Raw genomic sequence first — 22103 nt, 5'->3', positions numbered from 1 at the left:
ACACCTTGCCAGAGGGAATCAGAATTTGTTAACCATTTGGTGGCAGCCTTCAAATCAGGCAACGACTGGATCCGTATCGCGTAGGGGGCCAACTCGACCTTTCGGCGGCGGTAAAGGGGATAATTATGCGGGTTCTACTCATTGAAGACGACAGCGCCACAGCGCAGAGCATCGAGCTGATGCTCAAATCCGAGAGCTTCAACGTCTACACCACCGACCTCGGTGAAGAAGGCGTCGACCTCGGAAAACTCTATGATTACGACATTATTCTGCTCGACCTGAACCTGCCCGACATGTCGGGCTACGAGGTCCTGCGTACGCTCCGTCTTTCCAAGGTCAAGACCCCGATCCTCATCCTTTCCGGCATGGCCGGTATCGAAGACAAGGTCCGTGGCCTCGGCTTCGGCGCCGACGACTACATGACGAAGCCGTTCCACAAGGACGAGCTCGTCGCCCGCATCCATGCGATCGTCCGTCGTTCGAAGGGCCATGCCCAGTCGATCATCATTACCGGCGAACTGATCGTGAACCTCGATGCCAAGACCGTCGAGGTCGGTGGCCAGCGTGTTCACCTGACCGGCAAGGAATACCAGATGCTGGAGCTCCTTTCGCTGCGCAAGGGCACCACGCTCACCAAGGAAATGTTCCTCAACCACCTCTACGGCGGCATGGACGAGCCGGAACTGAAGATCATCGACGTCTTCATCTGCAAGCTGCGCAAGAAGCTCGCCAACGCCGCCGGCGGCGCCAACTACATCGAAACTGTCTGGGGCCGCGGCTATGTCCTGCGCGAGCCGGATGGTTCGGAATACATGGAAACGGCCTGACAGGGCCCTCCCCTCCCGCATTCCTGGAACCTGCCCTTCGGGGCAGGTTTTTTTGTGCCTGCGATTTTGCCCGGAAAACCCCGGTGTGCAAAAAACAGTTCGTCCGCCGCGGCGGGACCGGGCGGACGGCAGCGCGGATTTCTTCAGTCAGATCAGGCGGCGATCGCCTTGCCGGTGAAGATCTGCGTCAGGATCTTGCGGTCGAAGGGTTTCAGCAGGAACTCGTTGGCGCCGGCACGCTTGCCCGCCATCATGGTTTTCAGGTCGGCCTCGATCACGCAGTAGTAGATCAACACGCTCTTGCCGTCCGGCAGAGCGCGTATATTGGTGATGAGGTCGAGCGCGCCGTCAAGTCCCGCGTCGACGATGAGGATATTCGGAAGTTCGGTCTCGCAGCGCAACAGCGCATCGCGGGCGGAAGCGGCCTCGAGAACGAGGAAACCAATCTCCGAGAGGATACGCTTGCCGACCTTGCGGACGATATCCGAACTGTCTGCGATCATCAGACGTTGCATCAGAGACTCCCGGTTTTCCACCCCGAATTGCAGCACTGGGCCGAGACATAGTCTAGGACGAGACCGCTAAGGAAAAGTTACCGCCACTCGTCCCGTTGCGGGGCAGATTTTGCTGCATCCCACGGGGACAGGAGCCCCGCGAGAGCGGACGACCGGGCAGTGTAACGGCTCAGGCCGCGGAGCCGAGCTCGGCGGTGAAGACGACTTCCTCGTCCGTCAGATAATACTTGATCTCCATGCCGCATTCTTCGGCGAGAAGCACGGTGTAATACGGCTGGATCGAATGGGCGTCGATCGCCTCCTCGATGGTGCCGGAGCAGATTTCCGCGAACTTTGCCGGCACCCGCATCATGCGGCCCTTGGCGGTGATGCGGAATTTCGCTTCGAATTCGGGATCTTCGAGCGTCACGTCGATCGAGCCGCCCCGCGGAATGGCGCTATAGGCGACGAGGAAGAGGTTGAGCAGCAGCTTGACCCGGTTCTTGGCGATGATCGCCCGCGGGCCGTTCCAGGCAAGTTCGGTCTTCTTTTCGGCTGCAACGAAATCGCGCGCGGCCTTTTCCGCCTCTCCCGTATCGATGGACGCGCCGACCGATCCGGAAGCGCCGAAGGCCAACCGGGCAAACTTCAGCCGCACCGAGGCGTTGAGCGCGCTGGTGCGGATGAGTTCCATCGCATCTTCGTCGGCGCCGCCTTCGTCGAGGAGTTCCAACCCGTTGTTGATCGCTCCGACCGGCGAAATCACGTCATGGCAGACACGGCTGCACAGCAGCGCTGCCAGATCGGGACCGGCGAGAGTGAGGTTGGCGTTCTTCGGCATCGGTGTCTCCTGGAGGCGCGGTCACCCTGCGAAACAGGGCGCCATGAGCAAGCGGCCTTCCCGGTCGGCCGGGAATCCTCGCGCCATAATGACACCATATTTGGTAAACCGATTATTAAGGCGATCACGACTAAATAGTTTTACTCGGCATAGTGATGCACCCGCATCGAAAAGTTTGGAGGAACCCATGCGCCTTGACTTCATCCGCGAGATCGCAGGCCTTCGTGCGCTGATGGCGACGATCGTCCTTCTTGTCGGCATGGGCTTCCAGGCCGGACCGGTCGCGGCCGCGAGCGACCAGTACACCGCCCAGGAGATCGTCGACGCCGGTCACAGCTTCTTCGGTGAGACCAGCGGCGCGCTCGCCAAGGTTATCGAGAAGGCCTTTTCCCAGTACGGGCTGCCGAACGGCTACATCCTTGGCCAAGAAGGCTCCGGCGCCTTCATTGCCGGCCTGACCTACGGCGAGGGCATGCTCTATACCAAGAATGCCGGTCAGCACGACGTTTTCTGGCAGGGCCCTTCCCTCGGCCTCGATTACGGCGGCAACGGCACGCGCGCGATGATGCTGGTCTATGATCTCCCGAGCATCGACGCCCTCTTTGCCCGCTACGGCGGCGTCAGCGGCTCGGCCTATATCGTCGCCGGTCTCGGCATGACCGTTCTGAAGAACCAGAACGTCGTCCTCGTTCCGATCCGCACCGGTGTCGGCGCCCGCCTCGGCATCAATGTCGGCTATTTGAAGCTCACCCGTCAGCCGACCTGGAATCCTTTCTGAGCGGGCAGACGCTTCGTTCGGGAACCGAAAAATCGGGCGACTTTCTCCGCCCGCGGTTCTCAGGCCCGCTTGTTCTCCGGCAAGCCGCGTGTTTAATGACAGGCAGGGTGTCCGCAATAGCTCAGTCGAGATGGCGCGATCGTGATTGAATATGCACTGCTGTTCGGATTGGGCTTCCTCTCGGCGGTTCTCCTGGTGATGCTGGTCGCCCCCTCGGTTCACAAGCGCATCGTCCGCTACACCGAGAGACGCCTGAAGGCGACGACGCCGCTCAGCCCGCGCGAGGTCCGTGCCCAGAAAGACATGGCCCGCGCCGTCTATGCCGCCGAGAACGCACGGATGTCCCAGGACTTGAAGCGCGAGCGTGAAAAGTCCGTGGACCTGAAGATCAAGAACGAGACGCTCGCCACCGAGACCAGCCGGCTGTCTGCCGAAAGCCAGGACCTCCGCACCCAGATCGACGAGATGAGTGTCGAGGCGGCGAATTTCCGCGCGGAGATCCGGCGTGCCGAGAGCGAGGCGCTGCATCTGCACGCGACGCTGAAGCGCACCGAGGAGACGGCGATCGCCAAGGACCTCGAGATCGAACGCCTGGTGGTGCGCATTTCCCGCATGAACCGCGAGATCGACGACCTCAAGATCGAGAAGAGCGGTCGCGACACCGAGATCGAGAACCTGAAGATGCGGGTGCAGACGCTGCGGGCCGAGCGCGACGAGTTGGGGCGGGAGACGAAGCTCGCCACCCGCCGTGCCAAGGACGCTGAGATGCGGCTGGCGCAGGAAGAAGACAAGCTGCTGCGGCTCGACGACAGGCTGGCGCGGCTGATGGCCGAGGTCGTAGACAAGGATGCCGTCATCGAACGCCGGACGAAGGAGATCGCGACGCTCAGGGAGAACCTGAAGGCCGGCAACCGCCAGGTGCGCGCGGCGCTCCGCGCCCTTCGCGCGGCCAACATTTCGGCGCCCGACATCAAGGAGATCGACATTCCCGAGCAAGCCACCGAAGACCCGCTGGTGCTGATGCAGCCGGCGGCCACAATCGATCCTGATCTCCTCGCCGAGGAACTGCGCCACCGCCACACGGCGCTGACCGAGCGGCTGATGAAGGCGACCTCGCCCGCGAACGACGAGGCGCTGCGCGAGGAAATCGCCGAGATCGCCGCCAAGATGATCGCGCTTACCGCCCGCCGGGAAGGCGCCGGCTCGCCGATCCGTACCCTGCTCTCGCGGGTTCCGCTCCGCGGCGACGCGGCCCGCAGGTCACTCGCCGAACGCGCGGTGGCCTTCGATCCGTCGCTGCCGACGGCGGCCGTTCAGACGACTTCCGAATAGATCAGAGGATGCGCTTCGCCATCGCCGCGCTGTAAAGCGCAATCCCGCTCGCCGTGCCGACGTTCAGGCTGTCGAGGTCCGGAGACTGGGCGATGCGGGCGGTGTGGAACCGCGACAGCACCGCCTCCGGCAGCCCCTCGCCTTCCGTTCCCATCACCAGCGCCAGCCGTGGCGAAGGCGTAATGTCGCGGATTTCGGTCCCGCCCTTCGGCGACAGCGCCCAGATCGCAAACCCTGCTTCGGCAAGCGCCCCGAGCATGTCGAGGATCGAGCCTTCCCGCGCATAAGGCATGGTGAGGACGGAGCCGACCGAAACCCTCAGCGCCTTGCGGTAAAGCGGATCGCAACAAGTTTCGTCAAGCACTACGGCGCTCGCCCCGAAGGCCGCGGCATTGCGGAACATCGCGCCGATATTGTCGTGGTTGGAAATACCGCAGGCGGCAAGCACGAGGGCGTCCCCGGCCAACCCCTGCAACAGGTCCTTCAGCGGCGGTGCGGCGTCGCGTATTCCGAGCGCCAGCACGCCGCGATGCAGGTGAAACCCGGCGATCGCATCGATCACCGGAGCCTCCGCCTCGTAGACGGGAACATCCGCCGGAAAGAGCGACAGGATGTCGGCGAGACCGGCGGCGCGGTTGCGCAGGAGCAGGATCTTTTCCGCGCGGATACCGCGACCCGCCCGGTGTGCAGCCGCCAGCATGCGCAGGACGACCGTGCCTTCGGCGACGAACCGTCCTTCACGTCCCGTGAGATCGCGCTCGCGGATGTGCCGAAACTCCGCGATGCGCGGATCGTCCGGATCGGTGATCTCCGTTCTTTCGCGCGCCTGCGTCATACAGCTGGGATCACTGCCCGCCAACCGTCACGTCCGCAACGACGCGACCGACGGTGATGTCGAAGACGAGCGCCTTGCGCGTACCGTCGGCCATTTGGCCGAAGAACAGGATCTGGGCACCGGAAAGCGATGTCGACTGGACGGTGAAGCCCTGCGGCAGGCTGGCCGTCGCCGTCACCGGCTGGTCGGCCGGGATGGCGAGCGAGGTTGATGCGACCGGTTCACGCGTCTCGGTCTTGGTCGCCTTGTAGACAACCGCCGCCAACACCGCCATAAGGCTGACGAACATGATGCCCGCGGAGACGAGTTGCAGACGCACCATCTTTCGGCGGACGTTCTCGAGCGCCGGATCGAGCGGTTTTTCTTCCTGTTCTTCTGGCTCGAAATTCGTCATATACGCTTGCCTTTCCTTCGGAGCGACCGGCCGTGGCCCGTTCTGATCGAGAGCGAACCGGGCGGGAAACCGCCGTCACGCAGGATCGCAGGGATGAACGACCCCTTTAACCAACCCGAAAGCGCAAGGAAAGAGCTGATTACCGGCGACGATGCCGAAGGTCGCATCGACGCCTGGCTTGCCGCCCATCTCGAAGGAAGCCTCTCACGCAGCCGCGTCAAGGCGCTGATCGAGCAGGGCGCGGTCACGCTGAACGACCAGCCGACCACCGAGCCGAAGCGCAAGATCCACCCCGGCGACCGCCTGGTGATCGTGATGCCGGAGCCGGAGGACCCGCAGCCGAAGGGCGAGGATATCCCCCTCGACGTCGTCTACGAGGACAAGGACCTGATCGTCGTCGTCAAGCCGCCGGGACTCGTCGTCCATCCGGCAGCCGGCAACTGGACGGGAACGCTCGTCAACGCGCTCATCCACCATTGCGGCGACAGCCTGTCTGGGATCGGCGGGGTCAAACGGCCGGGCATCGTCCATCGGCTCGACAAGGACACGTCGGGCGTCATTGTCGTCGCCAAGAACGACCTTTCCCATCGCCACCTCGCCGACCAGTTCGCCGACCATGGCCGCACCGGGCCGCTGGAGCGCGCCTACCAGGCAGTCGTATGGGGCCGGCCGCGGAGCCTGCACGGAACGATCGACGCGCCCCTTGGCCGCGGCGGCGACCGCACCAAGCGGGCCGTCAAGCGGGAGGAGAGCGACGACGCGCGCGAGGCGATCACCCATTACGAGGTACTCGAACGCTACGGCGAAAAGCCCGACTCCACCTGCATCGCCTCGCTCGTCGAGTGCCGGCTGGAGACCGGCCGCACCCACCAGATTCGCGTCCACATGGCCCATATCGGCCATCCGCTCATCGGTGACGTCGATTACGGCGCGGCCTTCCGCACCAAGGCGAACCTCTTGCCGGAACCCGCGCGGACGATCGTCAATCGCTTCCCGCGCCAGGCACTGCACGCCTATCTGCTGCAGTTCGAACACCCCTCGACCGGCGAGGTCATGCGCTTTGAGGTGCCCCTGCCGAACGACATGATCAAGGTGATCGAGGCGTTGCGCGCAATCTGAGCCTCGACGCCGGATAACGATTCATATCGGTCGATTTCTCAAGAAACGGGTGGCGGAACGCGCATGTTCGCGTTATGTTCTTCCTCCCCAACTGGAGAACCGGCCATGGCCTTCGTGGTGAACCTGCTGCTCGAGACGGAGAGCGTCGTCGTTCGCGACGTCATCTGCGACGGCGCGTGCCGCGAGATGGGTGAGGAAGAACGGGCGTCGCAGACCTGCCTCATCTTTCCCTACCGCGGCGTCTTCGTGCGGCGCATCGGCGAGGAAGATGTCGTCGCCGAGCCGAACCAGGTGCTTCTCTTCAATCGTGACGAGGCCTATCGGGTCAGCCATCCGGTCGCCGGCGGCGATGCCTGCCTGAGCGTGGCGATGCCTGAAGACCTGCTCGCCGAGCTCGTTGCCGACACCCATGGCACGAAGATACCGGCTTTCGCCTTCAACAAGCAGAAACTGCAGATCGATGCGCGCGCCCAGGCTCTCGTCGCCCTGCTGCGCCACGGACTTGCTACAGGTACCGCCGAAATGCTGGAGGGCGAGACGCTGGCGCTGACGCTCGTGCGACGCGCCGTCGGGCGGCGCAACACCGGCGGCGGCTCGTCTCCGAGCTACGGCCGCAGGAAACTCGCCGACCGGGCGAAGCTCGTGCTCTCCTCCGACCTCGCCCGCCGCTGGACGCTCGGCGAGATCGCCGCGGAAACCGGCGTCTCCCCCGTCTATCTTACCCAGGTGTTCCAGCAGGTCGAGGGGGTGCCGCTCTATCGCTACCAGTTGCGTCTGAGGCTCGCCAAGGCGCTCGACCTTCTGGGGGATTATGACGACCTGACGGCGCTCGGCCTCGAACTCGGCTTTTCGAGCCACAGCCACTTCAGCGCGGCCTTCCGACAGGCCTATGGCCGTACGCCGGCGGAATTCCAGCGGTTTGTCGGGCTGCGTTGAGCCGGCGATAAATCGCTAAAGAATCTGACAGCGGCAGAACGACGAAAGAGGCATTTTTAGATCGTAGACAAACAGCCGATGCAAAGGAGCGGATGATGAAGAACGACACATGTGCTGCCTGTGACTGCAAGCTCGACGAAACGCGCATCGCCGTGCGGATCGGCGGCAAGACCGTGGAAGTTTGTTGCCAGGAATGCGCGGATGCGCTGCGGGAAGCCTATCAGGCGATCGGCCGCCAGCCCGCAGCACACGTGCAGAACTGAGGCAAACCGAACGACCTCTGCTTGACGGCCGGCCCGGACGGGCCGGTCCTTTCTGACAGGAGAACAGTGATGGACAACCATGATCCGGGGCGGACACGCCCGCGGCGGAATGTGGTCGACCTTTCGTCGGCCGGGCACGCAACCTCTGCCGAAGTGACGATGAACCGCGGCACGACCGACCGTCCGGCAGGCGGACCCGCACATGCGGCCTCGTGGCTCGCCGGCGTCGCGGCCTTCTTTAGACGGATGCGGGAACGGCGGCGCAACAGGAACGCGCTTCACGGCCTTTCCGACCAGACGCTGAAGGATATCGGCGTATCGCGCGGCCAGTTCGACGGGGATTTCGACCGCTATCGGAGGAGCCAGTCATACGGGCTGGAACGCCTCACGCGCTTGTGACCGCGGAGACGGTCGAGGTTACCGAAATGTAATGATATAACGCGATGAGGATGGCTTGAATCACCGTTTTGCCGTACTTATCTGGCATATGGCTTGGCATGGGCTTCGTCCAGAAGCCATGCCAAACGGTCCGCCTATCGACTGGGGTCACTCAAGGGGACCGACGCACACAAGGAAGGGGGTGCTTTATGGCCCGCAATAATTTGCCTACCATCGCCGCCGGCGAGGCCGGCCTCAGCCGGTATCTCGACGAAATCCGCAAATTTCCGATGCTTGAGCCGCAGGAAGAATACATGCTGGCCAAGCGTTATGCCGAGCATAACGACCGCGATGCCGCCCACAAGCTCGTGACCAGCCACCTGCGCCTCGTCGCCAAGATCGCCATGGGCTATCGCGGCTACGGCCTGCCGATCGGAGAAGTCGTCTCCGAGGGCAATGTCGGCCTGATGCAGGCAGTCAAGAAATTCGACCCGGAACGCGGCTTCCGCCTGGCGACCTACGCCATGTGGTGGATCAAGGCTGCGATCCAGGAATACATCCTGCGCTCCTGGTCACTGGTGAAGATGGGGACGACCGCCAACCAGAAGCGGCTGTTCTTCAACCTTCGCCGCCTCAAGGGCAAGATCCAGGCGATCGAGGAAGGCGACCTGAAACCCGAGCAGGTGACGGAGATCGCCACCAAGCTGAAAGTCTCCGAGGACGAGGTCGTCTCGATGAACCGCCGGCTCTCCGGCGACGCGTCGCTGAACGCGCCGATCCGTGCCGCCGAGGGTGAATCCGGCCAGTGGCAGGACTGGCTCGTCGACGAACACGACAGCCAGGAAGATGTCCTCATCGAGCAGGACGAGCTCGAAACGCGCCGGCGCATGCTGGCCCGCGCCATGAGCGTCCTCAACGATCGTGAACGGCGAATCTTCGAAGCCCGCCGTCTGGCGGAGGATCCGGTGACGCTGGAAGACCTGTCCGCGGAATTCGACATCAGCCGCGAACGTGTCCGCCAGATCGAGGTCCGCGCCTTCGAAAAGGTGCAGGAAGCCGTCCAGAAGGAGGCGCTTCAGCGCGCCTCCGCGCTCAGCGTGGTCGAAGCCTGATCCTCGGAATTTCCGGAGCGTGGCGGCAATCTGAGCCCTGACGGGCGGGCGACGCGACAGTCATCTTTGCGGCGGCGTGGTCGCCTGTGCGCATTCTACGATTATGGGTTTCGGGCTCTCGCCCGAAACCCTTTTTTATTGTCTTCAGCCGCCGCTGTTGCCGTTGTCCAGTGCGGTCCACTGCTTCAGGACCTCGTCGAAGACAGCCACACCGGCCGTGCCCTTGTCGAGGGTCAGCAGGGCCCGGCGACCGTTGCGGTAGGTCACCGGGATATCGATCCAGTTGCGCGTGCGCAGCAGATCGAGATTGCGTGCAACCACGTCCTGGAAGTCGTTGAGCGCGATCAGATAGCTGTCGTCGGTGATCTTCGCCGAGACGGCCACCAGCGGATCGCCGCGATCCTGTTCCGTCCGCTTCATCGCGATGCGCTGGACGCTGTCGATCGCGCCGCCTTCGAAATCTGCCGGCACCGAGAACACGACCTCGATCAGGTGGCTCGCGGGCAGCGAATTGTCGGCATTCCGCTTGATGGTGATCAGCGCCGAAAGCCCGCGATCGGGAATGGAAAGCTTGCCCTGGATCGCCGGATTGGGGCGACCGTTCTCGCTCGTGTCGTTGAGCGCCGTCCACTCGACGGCGCCGGTGATCGCCGTCGGCGACGTCTGGCCGAGCTTTTCCTCGTAGAGGAAGGCCTTCTCGCCGACGACGGGCTTGCTCATATCGACCGGCGGCGTCGCGGTCGTGCCAGCGGCCGGACCGCCGGCGGTTGCCCCTGCCTGGCCGGAAGGCTGCGTACCGGCAACGTTCTGCTCGGAGACCGAGCGCCCTTCGGTGCCCGCGTTCGCGGCGACGGTGCCGGCGCCTTCATCGACTTCGGTCCCGTCCGCCAGCAGACGCTGGGTGAACTTCTGCCCCGTCGCGGCGCCCTCTTCCGGAGACGTCGGCGCCTTGGCGTCGGGAGCCTTCGTTTCGGCACCCGCCTCGGGCGGCGTCGCCGTCGTAGGCGACGTCTCGTTTGTGGCCGTCTCGGCAGGCGGTGGCGTCGTCGTTTCCGTGCCCTTGCCCGCGACCATCGCGGTCAGCGAAGCGACGGAATCGCCGACGAATGTCGTCACCGCGTCGCGGTTTGCCCAGAGTTCGTAGCCGCCGCCGGCAAGCGCCGCCACGACGAGCACACCGACGGCGATCGGCGCATAATTGCGCCGTTTGGTCTGTTCGATGCGGTATGGCTTGCCCGGCACCTTCTCCGCGGGGGAACCGTACCGCCGGTTATCGCCGCCGTCTCGTTTGCGCGGGCCGCCTTCTGACCCTCCGCGGTCTCGCCTGCTTCGAGCGCCGCTCCGGCCGCGGGTGTCGCCACCGCCGCATACCAGTCGGCGAAATCGTCGAAATTCTGCGCTTCGCCACCCTTGCTTCCGTCGACGCCGGCCGGCGGCTGATAGGCCGTGGTGTCCCAGTCGAGCAGATCGATGTCGTGCGACGCTGCCTTGGCGGCGGGCGCGGCAGTTGGCGTCTCCTCCGGCTGCGGTTCTTCGGTCGTCTGCCACGGTTCGACAGACGCCTCCGGCATCGTCGGTGCCGGAGGCGCAGCAGCCGTTTCCGGCGCTTCGACCTCGTGCGACGTTTCCTCCTCGCGCGCGTTCTCCACCCAGTCGCCGTAGGTTCGGTCGTAATCCGGAACGCTCTCCGTCCACGCAGCGGGCGCAGCCGGTGTCGGCTCCTCTTCTACCGTTTCCTCGACCTCGGGCTCCGCAGCGGCGACCGGCTGCTCGCCTTCCGGCTCGGCGGGAGCGACCGGCTCTTCCGCCTCGACCTCTGCCGGCTGTTCCTCGGCCGCATGCGGCCACGGCTCACCGGGGTACACTTCCTCGACCGGCGCGGTAGCGTGCTCGCCCTCCGCGCCCCAGGCGACATGCTCGGGTTCCGCCTCTTCGTAGTGGTAGGCGGGCTCGGCATGTTCCTCTGCCGGAGGCTCTGCGTGTTCGTCCTCTACGGTTTCCGCCGCATACACCGTAGAGACCGGCGCGGCAGGCTCCTCATGGACCTCCGCCGCGGCCTCTTCCTCCGCCTGTTCCTCTGCCGGCTCGTGGTGAAGCTCATGAGCCGCGTGGTCTTCCTCGGCTACGGGCTCATCATAGGTTTCCGGCTCGGGCTCTGGCTGGGGCTCAGGTTCAGCCTCGGGCTCTGGCTCGGGTTCAGCCTCGGGCTCAGGTTCCGGCTCGGCATGGGCCGGGGCGGCCGGAGCGATCCCCAGTTCTTCCTCCAGCAGGGCGGCTTCCGGTTCTTCCGGCAGGGCTTCGATGTGCTCGGCTTCGACCTCCTGGATGGCGGCTTCCAGCTTGTCCATCTGGCGGCGCAGCATCTCTTCCGGCGGACGCGGCGACATGTTCTCCAGCTGCCGCGCCACTGCGCTACGGGCCTTTTCATAGACCTTCGCGCGCATCTCCGGTGTGTTGTTCGACAGGCCGTCGACGGCGCGCCGGATAACCGAAATGAAATCAGCCATGAGCACTTTCTCTTGATCGCCGGCATCCGCCGGCGGACAATTCGTTAAAGAATTCCGACATTAATCCTCAAACGGGTCGGTCACAAGTATGGTGTCGTCACGTTCCGGGCTGGTCGAAAGCAGCGCCACCGGCGCCCCGATCAGCTCCTCGACCTGGCGCACATACTTGATCGCCTGCGCCGGCAAATCGGCCCATTTGCGAGCGCCGACGGTCGAATCCTTCCAGCCTTCGAGCGTGATGTAGACGGGCTCGACGCGAGCCTGGTCGCCCTGGCTCGCCGGCAGGTGGTCGATCTCCTTGCCGTCGAGCTTATAGCCGACGCAGATCTTGATCTCGTCGAGACCGTCGAGGACGTCGAGCTTCGTCAGCGCGATGCCGGAAATGCCGTTCGTGGCGACCGCCTGGCGCACGAGCGCCGCGTCGAACCAGCCGCAGCGACGCTTGCGGCCCGTCACGGTGCCGAATTCATGCCCCTTCTCGCCGAGGAACTGACCGATCTCGTCGTGCAATTCCGTCGGGAACGGCCCTTCGCCGACGCGGGTCGTGTAGGCCTTGGTGATGCCGAGGATGTAACCAAGCGCCCCCGGCCCCATGCCGGAGCCAGCGGCCGCCTGACCGGCGACGGTGTTCGACGAGGTCACGAACGGATAGGTGCCGTGGTCGATGTCGAGCAGCGAGCCCTGCGCGCCTTCAAAGAGGATGCGCGAGCCCTTGCGGCGCTCCTTGTCGAGATAGCTCCAGACGGTATCCATGAAGGGCAGGATGCGATCGGCCACATCCGTCAGTTCCTTCATGATCGCTTCGTGGCTGATCTCCGGAACACCGAAACCACGGCGCAGTGCGTTGTGGTGGGTGAGGATCCGATCGACCTTGCCCGGCAGTGCTTCGGTGTTGGCGAGGTCCATGACGCGGATTGCGCGACGGCCGACCTTGTCTTCGTAGGCCGGGCCGATGCCGCGGCGGGTCGTGCCGATCTTGGTGCCGGAATTGGAGGCCGCATCCTCGCGCATGCCGTCCAGTTCCCGGTGCAGCGAGAGAATCAGCGTCGCATTGTCGGCGAGCTTCAGGTTTTCCGGCGTGACCTTGACGCCCTGTGCCTCCAGCCGGCCGATCTCGGCGACGAGCGCATGCGGGTCGACGACCACGCCGTTGCCGATCACGGCCATCTTGCCGGGCCGGACGACGCCGGAGGGCAGGAGCGACAGCTTGTAGCTCACCCCGTCGATGACCAGCGTATGGCCGGCATTATGCCCGCCCTGGTAACGTACCACGACATCGGCGCGCTCGGAGAGCCAGTCGACAATCTTGCCCTTGCCCTCGTCACCCCACTGCGACCCGACCACCACGACGTTCGTCATCTCGAAATCCTGCCTATCTGCGCTGGCTGCGCCCTATTCAAACCCGCGCATCTATACTGTGTTGCTTTTTTAAAATCGACCTGTTTGTGAAAGGCGATTTGGCTTTTTGCGTGACAACGTCCCGTCCCTCGCCTATTTGCGAGAGCCTGACCGACGCAACATACCTCCAGTCCCGTGTAAAAGCCGAAGGTAAGCCGCTTGCCTTTTCGATCCTATATTCTGCTCACCGTCTGCACGCTTTTCTGGGGCGGCAACACCGTCGTCGGCAAGTTGGCGATCGGGCACATCAGCCCGATGGCGCTCAATCTTTCCCGCTGGGCGATCGCCGCCATCCTGATCTCAATCATTTCGGTGCCGCAGCTCAAGACCGACTGGCCGGTGCTCCGGCGCAACTGGCTGCTGCTGCTTGCCTATGGCGCGATCGGCTACACCGCTTTCAACGGCTTCCTCTACACCGCCCTGCAATATACCAGTGCGGTCAATGGCGCGATCGAACAGGGTGGCATCCCGGTCCTGATCTTCGTGCTGAACTTCGCCTTCTTCCGCATACCGGTGTCCCTCGTCCAGATCGTCGGCTTCCTCATCAGCTTCGTCGGCGTCGCGCTGACGGCCGGCCACGGCGATCTCGCGGCGCTGCTCGCACTGACCCTCAACTACGGTGACGCCCTGCTGCTGCTGGCCGTCGTCGCCTATGCGATCTACACGGTCGGCCTGCGCTGGAAGCCGCCGCTGCACTGGAAGAGCATGATGGCCGGCGCTTCCCTCGGCGCGACCCTGAGCGCCCTGCCTCTGGTCTTCTGGGAGGCGGCGGCCGGAAATCTGGTCGTGCCGGATCTCACCGGCTGGGCGCTCATCGCCTATGCGGCACTCTTCCCGTCGCTCATCTCGCAGATCTTCTACATCAAGGGGGTCGAGGGCATCGGCGCCAACCGGGCGGGCCTCTTCATCAACCTCGTCCCGGTTTTCGGCACGCTGCTCTCCGTCACCCTCATCTCCGAACCGGTGCAGCTCTTCCACCTCGTCGCGCTCGTCCTCGTGCTCGGAGGCATCGCGATCGCCGAGTGGGGCAAGCCGGTGACGGCAGGCAAATAAGTAAGACACGGACAACGAAGAAGGGAGCCTTCACGGCTCCCTTCGACAAGGTCGGATCTTGCTGAGTCGGGTCTTACTGGACCACGCTCACGACCACATGGGTCTGCGGGTCCACGATCACCCGCTGCTGGTTGACCACCGCATAGGCGTAGGTCGGATTGTCCGGGACAGGAACCAGGACCACCTCCTGCGGCAGCGTCGCACCGACGGCGATCGGCTGGTCGACGACCACGGCCGTGGCCGGTGCCGGCTGCTGCTCGACATAGGTGACGACTTCAGGTGGCGGCGGAGCGACGGCCGTCCCGGCGATTGCGCCGACGACACCACCGACCGCGGCACCGACCGGACCGCCGACGATAGCGCCCGTCACGGCGCCCCCGGCCGCACCGGTCACGGTGCCTTCCTGCGCCGCGCTCGTCCCGGCAAGTGCACCGAAAACAAGGGCGGTAATAGCTAGCAGTTTCGTCTTCATGGCTTCATCCTTTCTGGCTGTTTACCATGGCCGGAAAACCGTGAATCTCGTTTTTTTGTTCCGGGAAATACGCCCGATGGAGAGGCCGAAACGGCATCACTGAGGCCGTAAGAAGCAAAAATCCCTTTAAAATCCGGGAGAAGAAAGAAGCAGAATCAAAGACCGGTGATCGCACATTTTTTTCGCGGCCATGGCGCCCGGCAGTCGAATTCAGGCGCCGGAACGGCGAAAAGACGGCAATCTGCGGACGGATGCGCCGACGCTCACTCGCCGTAGCCGGTGACCGCCTTGACCTCAAGGAAGTCGTGCAGGCCCCACTCGCCGTATTCGCGGCCGTTGCCGGACTGCTTGTAGCCGCCGAACGGGGCATAAGGGTCCCACGCCGGATAGTTGATATGGACGCAACCGGCCCTGAGCCGTGCCGCCACCCTGCGGGCGTGGCCGATATCCCCCGACTGGACATAGGCGGCAAGCCCGTAGACCGTGTCGTTGGCAATCGCGATCGCCTCTTCCTCGTCCCGATAGGGCAGGATCGAGAGCACCGGTCCGAAGATTTCCTCCCGGGCGATGGTCATATCGTTCGAAACGTTGCCGAAGACCGTCGGGCGCACATAGTAGCCGCGGTTGAGGTGTTCCGGCCGGCCCGGCCCGCCGGCGACGAGCGTCGCCCCCTCGCGGATGCCGGCCTCGATCAGCGTCTGGATCTTGTCGAACTGGACGTGGCTGACCACCGGACCGAGCCGGGTGTCCGGCGAGCGGGGATCGCCGACGACGAAGGGTTCCGCGGCGGCTTTCGCGACCGCCAGCGCCTCGTCGTGGCGCTCGGCCGGCACCAGCATGCGCGTCGGCGCATTGCAGGACTGCCCAGAATTGCCGAAACAGCCGGCGACGCCCTTGCTCACCGCAACTTTCAAATCGGCATCCGGCAGGATGATGTTCGCGGACTTGCCGCCGAGTTCCTGCGCCACCCGCTTCACCGTGTCGGCCGCCGCCTTGGCGACGGCGACGCCGGCACGCGTCGATCCGGTGAAGGAGGCCATGTCGACGTCGGGATGGCTCGCCATCGGCTGGCCGACGTCCGGACCGGTTCCGTGCACGAGATTGAAGACGCCCTTCGGCGTGCCCGCCGCCTCCATGATCTCGGCGAAGATGACCCCGGTAATCGGTGCGATCTCCGACGGCTTCAGCACCATCGTGCAGCCGGCGGCGATCGCCGGCGCCACCTTGCAGGCGATCTGGTTGAGCGGCCAGTTCCAAGGAGTAATGAGCGCGCAGACGCCGATCGGCTCGCGCACGATCATCGTCGTCCCGCGCTTCTCGCTGAAGGCGAAGCTCTTCAGCGCCTCGATGGTCGTTTCGAGATGCGCCGAGCCGGAGGTCGCCTGCGAATCACGGGCGAAGGGAAGCGGTGCGCCCATTTCGCGGCTGACCGCCTCGGCGATGTCGTCGATCCGGTCGTTGTAAGCGGCGAGAATGCGCTCGAGAAGCGAAAGCCGCTCCTCCCGCGACGTCACGGCAAAGGCCGGGAATGCCGCCTTTGCCGCCGCCACTGCCCGGTCGACGTCGGCGGCCGACCCGATGGCAATCTGCGTGAACGCCTCTTCGGTCGAAGGATCGATGACGTCGAGCAGCGCCGGCCGGACCGGATCGACCCACTGGCCATCGATGAAGAATTTGAGGCGATTGCTCATGCACGGGCTCCCTATCTGAACGACAGGGCCGCACTATCCGACAGGCGGGCGACGGCCGCAAGCACGGCGGCAGACGATCGGCGGCAGTTTATTGCGAAAGCACGGGATCGGCCGGAAGCTGCCAGTCGATCGGCTCCAGGCCGCGTGAGCGCAGGAACTCGTTCGCCTTGGAGAAATGCCGGCAGCCGAAGAAGCCGTTATGCGCCGAAAGCGGCGAGGGATGCGGTGCCCTGAGCACCAGATGGCGCTCGCGATCGACGAAGGCCGCCTTCTTCTGCGCATAGGAGCCCCAGAGCATGAAGACGACCGAGGAACACTCCACATTGACGGCGCGGATCACCGCGTCGGTGAAGCGTTCCCAGCCTCGTCCCTGATGCGAGGCGGCGCGAGCCTCCTCCACCGTCAGCACGCTGTTCAGGAGCAGCACGCCCTGTTTCGCCCAGTTCTCGAGGAAGCCGTGGCGGACCGGATGAATGCCGAGATCGGTTTCCAGTTCCTTGTAGATATTGACGAGCGACGGCGGGATGCGCACGCCCGGCTGGACGCTGAAGCAGAGGCCGTGCGCCTGGCCGGCGCCGTGATAGGGGTCCTGGCCCAGGATCACCACCCGCACCTTTCCGAGCGGCGTCAGGTCGAGCGCCCGGAAATATTCCGCACCCTTCGGAAAGATGTTCTTGCCGTTCGCCTTCTCGGCGACGAGGAACTCCCGCAATTGCTGCATGTAGGGACTGGAAAACTCCGGCCCGAGAACCCTTTTCCAGCTCTCCTCCAGTCTGACGTCTGCTGCGCTCATTGTCGGCCATCGCCTTTTGCGGTTAACTCGCTCCTGAATGAAAGAGGACGGCGGACCGAGTCAAGTCCGGCGAACCTCGCCGGACGGTATGGGGCACGACCGAGATGAAGAGAGCGGCAATCCTCTGGCGCGAACACCGCGTGCTGCTTCTCGCCTTCGTCGCGGCTTCAGCGCTCGCGCTCTTCTTCGCGGCGCGCTTCGCCTTCTACGTCGTCTACTGGAGCGCACCGGAGCATCGCGACCAGCCGATCGAGAACTGGATGACGATCGGCTATATTGCCCGCTCCTACGATTTGCCGCGCGAGGCACTTGCGGAAGCGCTGGGGATTGGCCCGCTCGGCTCCGGCCGGCGCCCGACGGTGGAACAGCTCGCCCGCGACCGCGGCGTGAAGCCTGAAGAATTCCGCGCCGAGATCGACCGGGCAATTGCAAGGCTCCGGGAAGGTGGCTCCGGCCGATGAGCGAGACCCTGCTTGCGCTCGTCCCCGTCTACGGATTGCCGCTGCTTGCGGCCGTTGCCGGCCTGAGCTGCCTGGGACTGCCGCTTCCGGCCTCTCTGGTGATGATGCTGATGGGCTCTTTCGCGGCTGCCGGCGACTTCGGGCTGATGGCGGTCTTCGTGACCGCGTTTGCAGCAGCCGTCGGCGGGGATCAGATCGGCTACTTCGCAGGCCGCTTCGCCGGCCGGGCGGTCACCGGCCGCATCGCGAGGAAGCCGGCCGGCAAGGCCGCACTCGACCGCGCGACGCAGGAGATCGCCCGCCACGCGACGATCGGAATCTTTCTCACCCGCTGGCTCTTCAGTCCGCTCGGCCCCTACATGAACCTGGTGACCGGTGCCACCGGCTTCTCCTGGGCGCATTTCACCGCGGCCGGCGTCGCCGGCGAGGCGGTATGGGTCACCTTGCATGTCGGTCTCGGAATCGTCTTCAGCGACAACATCCTCGCCATCGCCGAGATCGTCGGCGACGCGAGCGGCTTCCTCGCCGCCGGAATCGTGGCGCTTCTCCTCGGCTGGCGCCTCGTCACCGTTCTCCGCCGCGGCAAATCCGGCCACATCTGACCGGTAGCGGAGACAAATCCGCATTCATCCCCCGCGTCCCCATCTTTCGTAGCAGGAGGGCAATACCCTTTTGCAGAATTGTCATGTGGCGATAGTATCAGGCAGCGGATGGTACAAGGATCGTGACCATGTTGATCATGACGTTCTGCGCGACTGCCCTGCTTATCCACCTCGTCAGCCTCGGCTGGATCTACCGGCGAAAGACAAGAACCCGCAAGGCGACCCACCCGGCGCAGACCGCCCGGCCCGCCGTCAGCATCCTGCGGCCGTTCTGCGGCATCGAGAACAATCTCGAAGCGACGCTGCGCTCGACCTTCCTCCTCGACTGGCCAGTCTACGAAGTCGTGTTCTGCGTCGAGGACGCCGACGATCCGGCTATCCCGCTGGTACGGCGCCTGATGGCGGAGCACCCCGACGTTGCCTCCTCGCTCCTCGTCGGAAACAGCCGCGTCAGCGTCAACCCGAAGCTCAACAACCTCGTCAAGGGCTGGGAGGCGGCGCGCTATCCCTGGATCGTTCTCGCCGACAGCAACGTGCTGGCGCCCAAGGACTATCTCGCACAGCTCTTCGCCCGCTGGGAGCCCGACACCGGCATGGTATGCTCCCCGCCCGTCGGCTCCGCACCGGCCGGGTTCGCGGCGGAGGTCGAGGCCGCATGGCTGAACAGCTTCCAGGCGCGCTGGCAGATGCTCGCCGACGAGATCGGCTTCGGCTTCGCCCAGGGGAAGACCATGCTCTTCCACCGCGGCCTGATCGACCGCGCCGGCGGCTTCGCCCGCCTCGCCGACGAGGTCGCGGAGGACGCGGCCTCCACCAAGATCGTGCGCGAGGCCGGCCTTTCGGTCCGCCTCGTCGACATTCCCTTCCCGCAGCCGCTCGGCCGGCGCACATGGCAAGGCATCTGGCGGCGGCAGCTTCGCTGGGCACGCCTGCGGAGGGTGTCGTTTCCGCTGTTCTTCCTGCCGGAAATTCTGGTCGGCGGCGCCTTCCCGTTCGCAGCCGCGATTGCCGGCAGCGTCGCAGGTCTCTGGTCGCCCGCGGCCGTGCTCGCCTATGGCGCCCTCTGGTACGGTTGCGAGCTTCTCGTCATCCGTGCCTTCTGCTGGCCGCTCGGCCGCGACACACCCCTCGCCCTCGTGCTGCGCGATCTCGCGCTGCCGGTTCTCTGGGTATCGGCATGGTTCGGCAACGGCTTCGTCTGGCGAGGACATTCGATGGCCGTGCAGCAGCACCTCTCCCCGCGCAATGCCTACCGGCTGCGCCATGCGATCGACCGGACCAAGGCGAAGGCACGCGCATTCCGCTCCGCCTGGCACTGAGGGACAGGACGTGCGGCCGGGACGCATCGCCCCGGCCTAGGTCGTCGCATCTTACTTGAAGCGCCCGTGACGCTGCAGGACCTCGATCTTGTAGCCGTCCGGATCGGTCACGAAGAAGAACCGGGCGAAAAGCGTGCCGTCGCGGTTGAACTCGACGAGTTTGCCGGGGTTCAGCCCGAGTTCGGTGAAGCGCGCGTGCTCCGCGTCGAGATCATCGACCGACACGGCGAGATGACCGTAGCCGTCACCGAGGGCATAGGCCTCCTCGCGCCCCTTGTTGATCGTCAGTTCGAGCTCGAATTCGCTCTCCGGATTGCTGAGATAGACAAGTGTGAAGCTGTCGAAATCGAGCCGTTCGGCGACCTCGAGCCCGAACGCCTTGCCGTAGAAATCCGTCGCGCGGGCCTCGTCGAGCACGCGGATCATCGAATGTATCATCTTTGCCAAGACCAACTCCTGTGTGGCTGAGTATTATCGTACGGCCCCCTGGGCAGGAGCGGATGACGCTGCTCACGTCTCTTCGCCGTCGTCGCTTTTCTCGTCCGGAATTCCGCGAGCATCAAGACCGTTCGCCACGGTCTCCAGATCCTCGAGAAGCCTTTGCAACTCACGCATCCGCTCGGCACCGAAGGCACGGGTGATCTCGCCGTAGATCTCTTCGGATTGCGGCGCGACCTTTTCGATGAGCCCCAGACCCGCCTTGCTGATCGCGATGCGGGAGCGTCGCAGGTCGTTCTCGTCCTGATGCCGCTCGATGAGTTGCCGCGTTTCGAGATCCTTCAGGATGCGCGAAAGGCTCGGCCCGAGCAGGAACGTCGCACGGGCGAGTTCCGTCACCTCGATTTCCGGCACCGTCACCAGCGCACGAAGGATGCGCCACTGCTGTTCGGTGATGTCGTGCACGCGCAGCGAATTGCGGAAATGCCGCATCATCGCTTCGCGTGCCCTGAGCAGCAGCATCGGCAGCGAACGGGAGAAATGCCGCAGCCGGACGCGTGGCTGCCCGCCCTCCTTTGCGCTGTTCCGCTCGACCGTTTCGTCCACCATTCTCTCGCCGTCCCGGAAACTTTCTAATCCGCCGCGCCGCTTCACGTCAGGCTGCGCGCTAGCTCGGTGATCGTCGCAAACGCCACCTCCATGTCGTCGCGGGTCATGTCGAACTGTCCGGCCTGGAAGCGGATGGCGATCACACCTGCGACACGCGTCTGCGTGAGATAGATGCGGCCGTCGTCGTTGATCGCCTGTACCAGCGCGAGATTGTGCCGGTCCGCATCCTCCCCGCCCCTGTGGCGGAAGGAGAAGAGCGACAGTACCGGCTCCGTGACGATCTCGAAGTCCGGCTCGGCGGCAAGCCGTCCGGCGAGTTCGACCGACCATGCGACGTGGTTGCGGATCATCGCTCTCAGGCCTTCGAGCCCGTGGTGGCGCATGAGGAACCAGAGTTTCAGCGCCCGGAAGCGGCGCCCGAGCGGCACAGACCATTCCGAATAGTTGATGATGCCATCATGGCCGTGCGTCTTCAGGTATTCCGGGTGGATGGCGAGCGTTCGCACCTGCTCCTCGGGGTGCTTGAGGAACTGTACCGAGCAGTCGAACTGGGCGCCGAGCCACTTGTGGGGATTGAAGACGATGGAGTCGGCCCCGTCGATCCCCTCCCACAGCGTACGGAATTCCGGGCAGATCATCGCCGAACCTGCCCAGGCGGCATCCACATGCAGGTAGAGGCCGTGCGCATGGGCGACCTCGGCCACCCGGTCGATCGGATCGCAGGCGCCGATCGAGGTGCCGCCGGTGCAGGCGATGACGCCCGCAGGCAGAAGGCCGTTCGCGAGATCGGAACGGATCGCGGCATCGAGCGCCTCCGGGTCCATACCGTGCAGTGGCCCCTTGGTCGGGATCCGCACGAGATTGTCCGCGCCGATGCCGGAAATCCAGATCGCCCTGTCGACGGAAGTATGGACCTGCTCCGAGGCGTAGACGCGCACCGCCGGGTGCGCGGACAATCCCTCGCGATTGCCCGCCCATTTCAGCGCCCGCTCGCGCATCACCAGCACGGCGGCGAGCGTCGCGGTGGAGGCGGAGTCCTGGATGACGCCCGCAAAACCCGCCGGCAGGCCGAGCGCCTGGCGCAGCCAGTCTACCACCCGCGTCTCCATCTCGGTTGCCGCCGGCGAGGTCTGCCAGAGCATGCATTGCGCGGCGATCGCCGTCACCAGATAGTCGGCGACGACGGAGGCCGGCGCCGCATTGGCGGGAAAATAGGCAAAGAAGCGCGGATGCTGCCAGTGGGTCAGCCCGTCGGGGACGATCCGCTCGAAATCGGCGAAGATCGCCTCCATCGGCTCGCCCGCCTCGGGCGCGGCGTCGGCGATCTGCCGGGCGATGTCGCCGGGCTTCGTTCTGGCGCGCACCGGCCGCTCGCGCAGGCTCTCGCGATAATCGACGCCCCAGTCCGCCACCCGCCGCGACCACGCGCGGAATTCGTCGCTGTCCATTAC

The 22103-nt window shown here is 64.7% G+C and carries 25 protein-coding genes; 12 read left to right on the top strand and 13 right to left on the bottom strand.

The features are described from left to right. The first annotated feature begins 125 nt into the window (after positions 1-125). Positions 126-827: a response regulator transcription factor CtrA gene (gene ctrA / locus H4I97_RS03565; protein WP_099058674.1), complete on the top strand. Its 702-nt coding sequence runs from the start codon at positions 126-128 to the stop codon at positions 825-827. Positions 828-979: 152 nt separating this feature from the next. On the opposite strand, the gene H4I97_RS03560 is transcribed toward ctrA, so the two are convergent. Together H4I97_RS03560 and chpT are read right to left on the bottom strand one after the other, a co-directional pair. Beyond that, positions 980-1342, bottom strand: a complete 363-nt coding sequence (locus H4I97_RS03560; protein WP_182306571.1) for a response regulator — start codon at positions 1340-1342, stop codon at positions 980-982. 169 nt (positions 1343-1511) lie between these two features. Next, positions 1512-2162 (bottom strand): histidine phosphotransferase ChpT, encoded by a 651-nt coding sequence (gene chpT, locus H4I97_RS03555; protein WP_182306570.1) that lies wholly within the window; start codon positions 2160-2162, stop codon positions 1512-1514. Positions 2163-2349: 187 nt separating this feature from the next. Between chpT and H4I97_RS03550 the strand changes: the two genes are divergently transcribed. Together H4I97_RS03550 and H4I97_RS03545 are read left to right on the top strand one after the other, a co-directional pair. After that, positions 2350-2940, top strand: a complete 591-nt coding sequence (locus H4I97_RS03550; RefSeq protein WP_182306569.1) for a DUF1134 domain-containing protein — start codon at positions 2350-2352, stop codon at positions 2938-2940. Positions 2941-3081: 141 nt separating this feature from the next. Then, on the top strand, positions 3082-4272 hold the full coding sequence (locus H4I97_RS03545; RefSeq protein WP_244658703.1) for a hypothetical protein: 1191 nt from the start codon (positions 3082-3084) through the stop codon (positions 4270-4272). A gap of 1 nt (position 4273) precedes the next feature. On the opposite strand, the gene H4I97_RS03540 is transcribed toward H4I97_RS03545, so the two are convergent. Together H4I97_RS03540 and H4I97_RS03535 are read right to left on the bottom strand one after the other, a co-directional pair. Further along, complete coding sequence (locus H4I97_RS03540; protein WP_182306568.1) at positions 4274-5107, bottom strand: TrmH family RNA methyltransferase; 834 nt, start codon at positions 5105-5107, stop codon at positions 4274-4276. A gap of 10 nt (positions 5108-5117) precedes the next feature. Next, positions 5118-5501 carry a hypothetical protein gene (locus H4I97_RS03535; protein WP_182306567.1) on the bottom strand — a complete coding sequence of 128 codons (384 nt, stop codon included), beginning with the start codon at positions 5499-5501 and terminating at the stop codon, positions 5118-5120. Between the two features lie 93 nt (positions 5502-5594). On the opposite strand from H4I97_RS03535, the gene H4I97_RS03530 reads away from it, so the two are divergent. The 5 genes from H4I97_RS03530 (at position 5595) to rpoH (ending at position 9309) form a co-directional block, all read left to right on the top strand. Next, positions 5595-6620: an RluA family pseudouridine synthase gene (locus tag H4I97_RS03530; protein WP_182306566.1), complete on the top strand. Its 1026-nt coding sequence runs from the start codon at positions 5595-5597 to the stop codon at positions 6618-6620. 105 nt (positions 6621-6725) lie between these two features. Then, on the top strand, positions 6726-7556 hold the full coding sequence (locus tag H4I97_RS03525; RefSeq protein ID WP_182306565.1) for a helix-turn-helix transcriptional regulator: 831 nt from the start codon (positions 6726-6728) through the stop codon (positions 7554-7556). Positions 7557-7651: 95 nt separating this feature from the next. After that, complete coding sequence (locus H4I97_RS03520; protein ID WP_182306564.1) at positions 7652-7819, top strand: hypothetical protein; 168 nt, start codon at positions 7652-7654, stop codon at positions 7817-7819. 69 nt (positions 7820-7888) lie between these two features. Beyond that, complete coding sequence (locus H4I97_RS03515) at positions 7889-8218, top strand: YjiS-like domain-containing protein (protein WP_378143615.1); 330 nt, start codon at positions 7889-7891, stop codon at positions 8216-8218. 188 nt (positions 8219-8406) lie between these two features. Beyond that, positions 8407-9309: an RNA polymerase sigma factor RpoH gene (gene rpoH / locus H4I97_RS03510; RefSeq protein ID WP_182306563.1), complete on the top strand. Its 903-nt coding sequence runs from the start codon at positions 8407-8409 to the stop codon at positions 9307-9309. A 144-nt stretch (positions 9310-9453) separates the two neighbouring features. On the opposite strand, the gene H4I97_RS03505 is transcribed toward rpoH, so the two are convergent. Genes H4I97_RS03505 through H4I97_RS03495 form a run of 3 tightly spaced genes read right to left on the bottom strand, consistent with a single transcriptional unit; the run spans position 9454 to position 13175 of the window. Then, positions 9454-10476 (bottom strand): hypothetical protein, encoded by a 1023-nt coding sequence (locus tag H4I97_RS03505; protein ID WP_182306562.1) that lies wholly within the window; start codon positions 10474-10476, stop codon positions 9454-9456. After that, positions 10422-11816 carry a hypothetical protein gene (locus H4I97_RS03500; RefSeq protein WP_182306561.1) on the bottom strand — a complete coding sequence of 465 codons (1395 nt, stop codon included), beginning with the start codon at positions 11814-11816 and terminating at the stop codon, positions 10422-10424. Before H4I97_RS03500 ends, H4I97_RS03505 begins: the two co-directional genes overlap by 55 nt. A 60-nt stretch (positions 11817-11876) precedes the next feature. After that, the gene (locus H4I97_RS03495) at positions 11877-13175 is read right to left on the bottom strand and encodes an adenylosuccinate synthase (protein ID WP_182306560.1); all 1299 of its coding nucleotides are present in this window, start codon (positions 13173-13175) and stop codon (positions 11877-11879) included. 198 nt (positions 13176-13373) lie between these two features. Here H4I97_RS03495 and H4I97_RS03490 point away from each other — a divergent pair, with 198 nt between their 5' ends. After that, positions 13374-14267 carry a DMT family transporter gene (locus H4I97_RS03490; protein ID WP_182306559.1) on the top strand — a complete coding sequence of 298 codons (894 nt, stop codon included), beginning with the start codon at positions 13374-13376 and terminating at the stop codon, positions 14265-14267. 73 nt (positions 14268-14340) lie between these two features. Here the strand turns inward: H4I97_RS03490 and H4I97_RS03485 are convergent, their stop codons facing one another. The 3 genes from H4I97_RS03485 to ung all read right to left on the bottom strand — a co-directional run bounded on the left by H4I97_RS03485 (position 14341) and on the right by ung (position 17223). Continuing rightward, complete coding sequence (locus H4I97_RS03485; protein ID WP_182306558.1) at positions 14341-14739, bottom strand: DUF1236 domain-containing protein; 399 nt, start codon at positions 14737-14739, stop codon at positions 14341-14343. A 263-nt stretch (positions 14740-15002) separates the two neighbouring features. Continuing rightward, positions 15003-16430 carry an aldehyde dehydrogenase family protein gene (locus tag H4I97_RS03480; RefSeq protein WP_182306557.1) on the bottom strand — a complete coding sequence of 476 codons (1428 nt, stop codon included), beginning with the start codon at positions 16428-16430 and terminating at the stop codon, positions 15003-15005. A gap of 88 nt (positions 16431-16518) precedes the next feature. Further along, positions 16519-17223: a uracil-DNA glycosylase gene (ung, locus tag H4I97_RS03475; RefSeq protein WP_182306556.1), complete on the bottom strand. Its 705-nt coding sequence runs from the start codon at positions 17221-17223 to the stop codon at positions 16519-16521. 104 nt (positions 17224-17327) lie between these two features. Here ung and H4I97_RS03470 point away from each other — a divergent pair, with 104 nt between their 5' ends. From H4I97_RS03470 to H4I97_RS03460, 3 genes are all read left to right on the top strand, one after another. Further along, positions 17328-17684, top strand: a complete 357-nt coding sequence (locus H4I97_RS03470; protein WP_182306555.1) for a hypothetical protein — start codon at positions 17328-17330, stop codon at positions 17682-17684. Beyond that, on the top strand, positions 17681-18286 hold the full coding sequence (locus H4I97_RS03465; RefSeq protein ID WP_182306554.1) for a DedA family protein: 606 nt from the start codon (positions 17681-17683) through the stop codon (positions 18284-18286). The genes H4I97_RS03470 and H4I97_RS03465 overlap by 4 nt, the downstream gene beginning before the upstream one ends. A gap of 128 nt (positions 18287-18414) precedes the next feature. Beyond that, positions 18415-19605: a ceramide glucosyltransferase gene (locus H4I97_RS03460; protein ID WP_182306553.1), complete on the top strand. Its 1191-nt coding sequence runs from the start codon at positions 18415-18417 to the stop codon at positions 19603-19605. 51 nt (positions 19606-19656) lie between these two features. Here H4I97_RS03460 and H4I97_RS03455 read toward each other — a convergent pair whose 3' ends face one another. From H4I97_RS03455 to H4I97_RS03445, 3 genes are all read right to left on the bottom strand, one after another. Continuing rightward, positions 19657-20052, bottom strand: coding sequence for a VOC family protein (locus tag H4I97_RS03455; protein ID WP_182306552.1), 396 nt, complete (start codon positions 20050-20052; stop codon positions 19657-19659). Positions 20053-20115: 63 nt separating this feature from the next. After that, positions 20116-20652 (bottom strand): homoprotocatechuate degradation operon regulator HpaR, encoded by a 537-nt coding sequence (gene hpaR / locus H4I97_RS03450; protein WP_182306551.1) that lies wholly within the window; start codon positions 20650-20652, stop codon positions 20116-20118. Positions 20653-20693: 41 nt separating this feature from the next. Beyond that, the gene (locus H4I97_RS03445) at positions 20694-22100 is read right to left on the bottom strand and encodes a pyridoxal phosphate-dependent decarboxylase family protein (RefSeq protein ID WP_182306550.1); all 1407 of its coding nucleotides are present in this window, start codon (positions 22098-22100) and stop codon (positions 20694-20696) included. Between the last annotated feature and the right edge of the window lie 3 nt (positions 22101-22103).

The organism is Ciceribacter thiooxidans, from assembly GCF_014126615.1.
Lineage (GTDB): Bacteria > Pseudomonadota > Alphaproteobacteria > Rhizobiales > Rhizobiaceae > Allorhizobium > Allorhizobium thiooxidans.
Note: the sequence above shows the minus strand (reverse complement) of the source record. Positions and strands in the feature narration are given on the sequence as shown.

Bases quoted from the DNA above. Each gene is read 5' to 3' on its own strand.
- H4I97_RS03530 (WP_182306566.1), top strand. From the start codon at position 5,595: ATGAACGACCCCTTTAACCAACCCGAAAGCGCAAGGAAAGAGCTGATT.
- H4I97_RS03560 (WP_182306571.1), bottom strand. From the start codon at position 1,342: ATGCAACGTCTGATGATCGCAGACAGTTCGGATATCGTCCGCAAGGTC.
- H4I97_RS03460 (WP_182306553.1), top strand. From the start codon at position 18,415: ATGTTGATCATGACGTTCTGCGCGACTGCCCTGCTTATCCACCTCGTC.
- H4I97_RS03500 (WP_182306561.1), bottom strand. From the start codon at position 11,816: ATGGCTGATTTCATTTCGGTTATCCGGCGCGCCGTCGACGGCCTGTCG.
- H4I97_RS03535 (WP_182306567.1), bottom strand. From the start codon at position 5,501: ATGACGAATTTCGAGCCAGAAGAACAGGAAGAAAAACCGCTCGATCCG.
- H4I97_RS03550 (WP_182306569.1), top strand. From the start codon at position 2,350: ATGCGCCTTGACTTCATCCGCGAGATCGCAGGCCTTCGTGCGCTGATG.
- H4I97_RS03465 (WP_182306554.1), top strand. From the start codon at position 17,681: ATGAGCGAGACCCTGCTTGCGCTCGTCCCCGTCTACGGATTGCCGCTG.
- chpT (WP_182306570.1), bottom strand. From the start codon at position 2,162: ATGCCGAAGAACGCCAACCTCACTCTCGCCGGTCCCGATCTGGCAGCG.
- H4I97_RS03540 (WP_182306568.1), bottom strand. From the start codon at position 5,107: ATGACGCAGGCGCGCGAAAGAACGGAGATCACCGATCCGGACGATCCG.
- ung (WP_182306556.1), bottom strand. From the start codon at position 17,223: ATGAGCGCAGCAGACGTCAGACTGGAGGAGAGCTGGAAAAGGGTTCTC.
- H4I97_RS03480 (WP_182306557.1), bottom strand. From the start codon at position 16,430: ATGAGCAATCGCCTCAAATTCTTCATCGATGGCCAGTGGGTCGATCCG.
- H4I97_RS03445 (WP_182306550.1), bottom strand. From the start codon at position 22,100: ATGGACAGCGACGAATTCCGCGCGTGGTCGCGGCGGGTGGCGGACTGG.
- H4I97_RS03520 (WP_182306564.1), top strand. From the start codon at position 7,652: ATGAAGAACGACACATGTGCTGCCTGTGACTGCAAGCTCGACGAAACG.
- ctrA (WP_099058674.1), top strand. From the start codon at position 126: ATGCGGGTTCTACTCATTGAAGACGACAGCGCCACAGCGCAGAGCATC.
- rpoH (WP_182306563.1), top strand. From the start codon at position 8,407: ATGGCCCGCAATAATTTGCCTACCATCGCCGCCGGCGAGGCCGGCCTC.
- H4I97_RS03525 (WP_182306565.1), top strand. From the start codon at position 6,726: ATGGCCTTCGTGGTGAACCTGCTGCTCGAGACGGAGAGCGTCGTCGTT.
- H4I97_RS03470 (WP_182306555.1), top strand. From the start codon at position 17,328: ATGAAGAGAGCGGCAATCCTCTGGCGCGAACACCGCGTGCTGCTTCTC.
- H4I97_RS03485 (WP_182306558.1), bottom strand. From the start codon at position 14,739: ATGAAGACGAAACTGCTAGCTATTACCGCCCTTGTTTTCGGTGCACTT.
- hpaR (WP_182306551.1), bottom strand. From the start codon at position 20,652: ATGGTGGACGAAACGGTCGAGCGGAACAGCGCAAAGGAGGGCGGGCAG.
- H4I97_RS03515 (WP_378143615.1), top strand. From the start codon at position 7,889: ATGGACAACCATGATCCGGGGCGGACACGCCCGCGGCGGAATGTGGTC.
- H4I97_RS03495 (WP_182306560.1), bottom strand. From the start codon at position 13,175: ATGACGAACGTCGTGGTGGTCGGGTCGCAGTGGGGTGACGAGGGCAAG.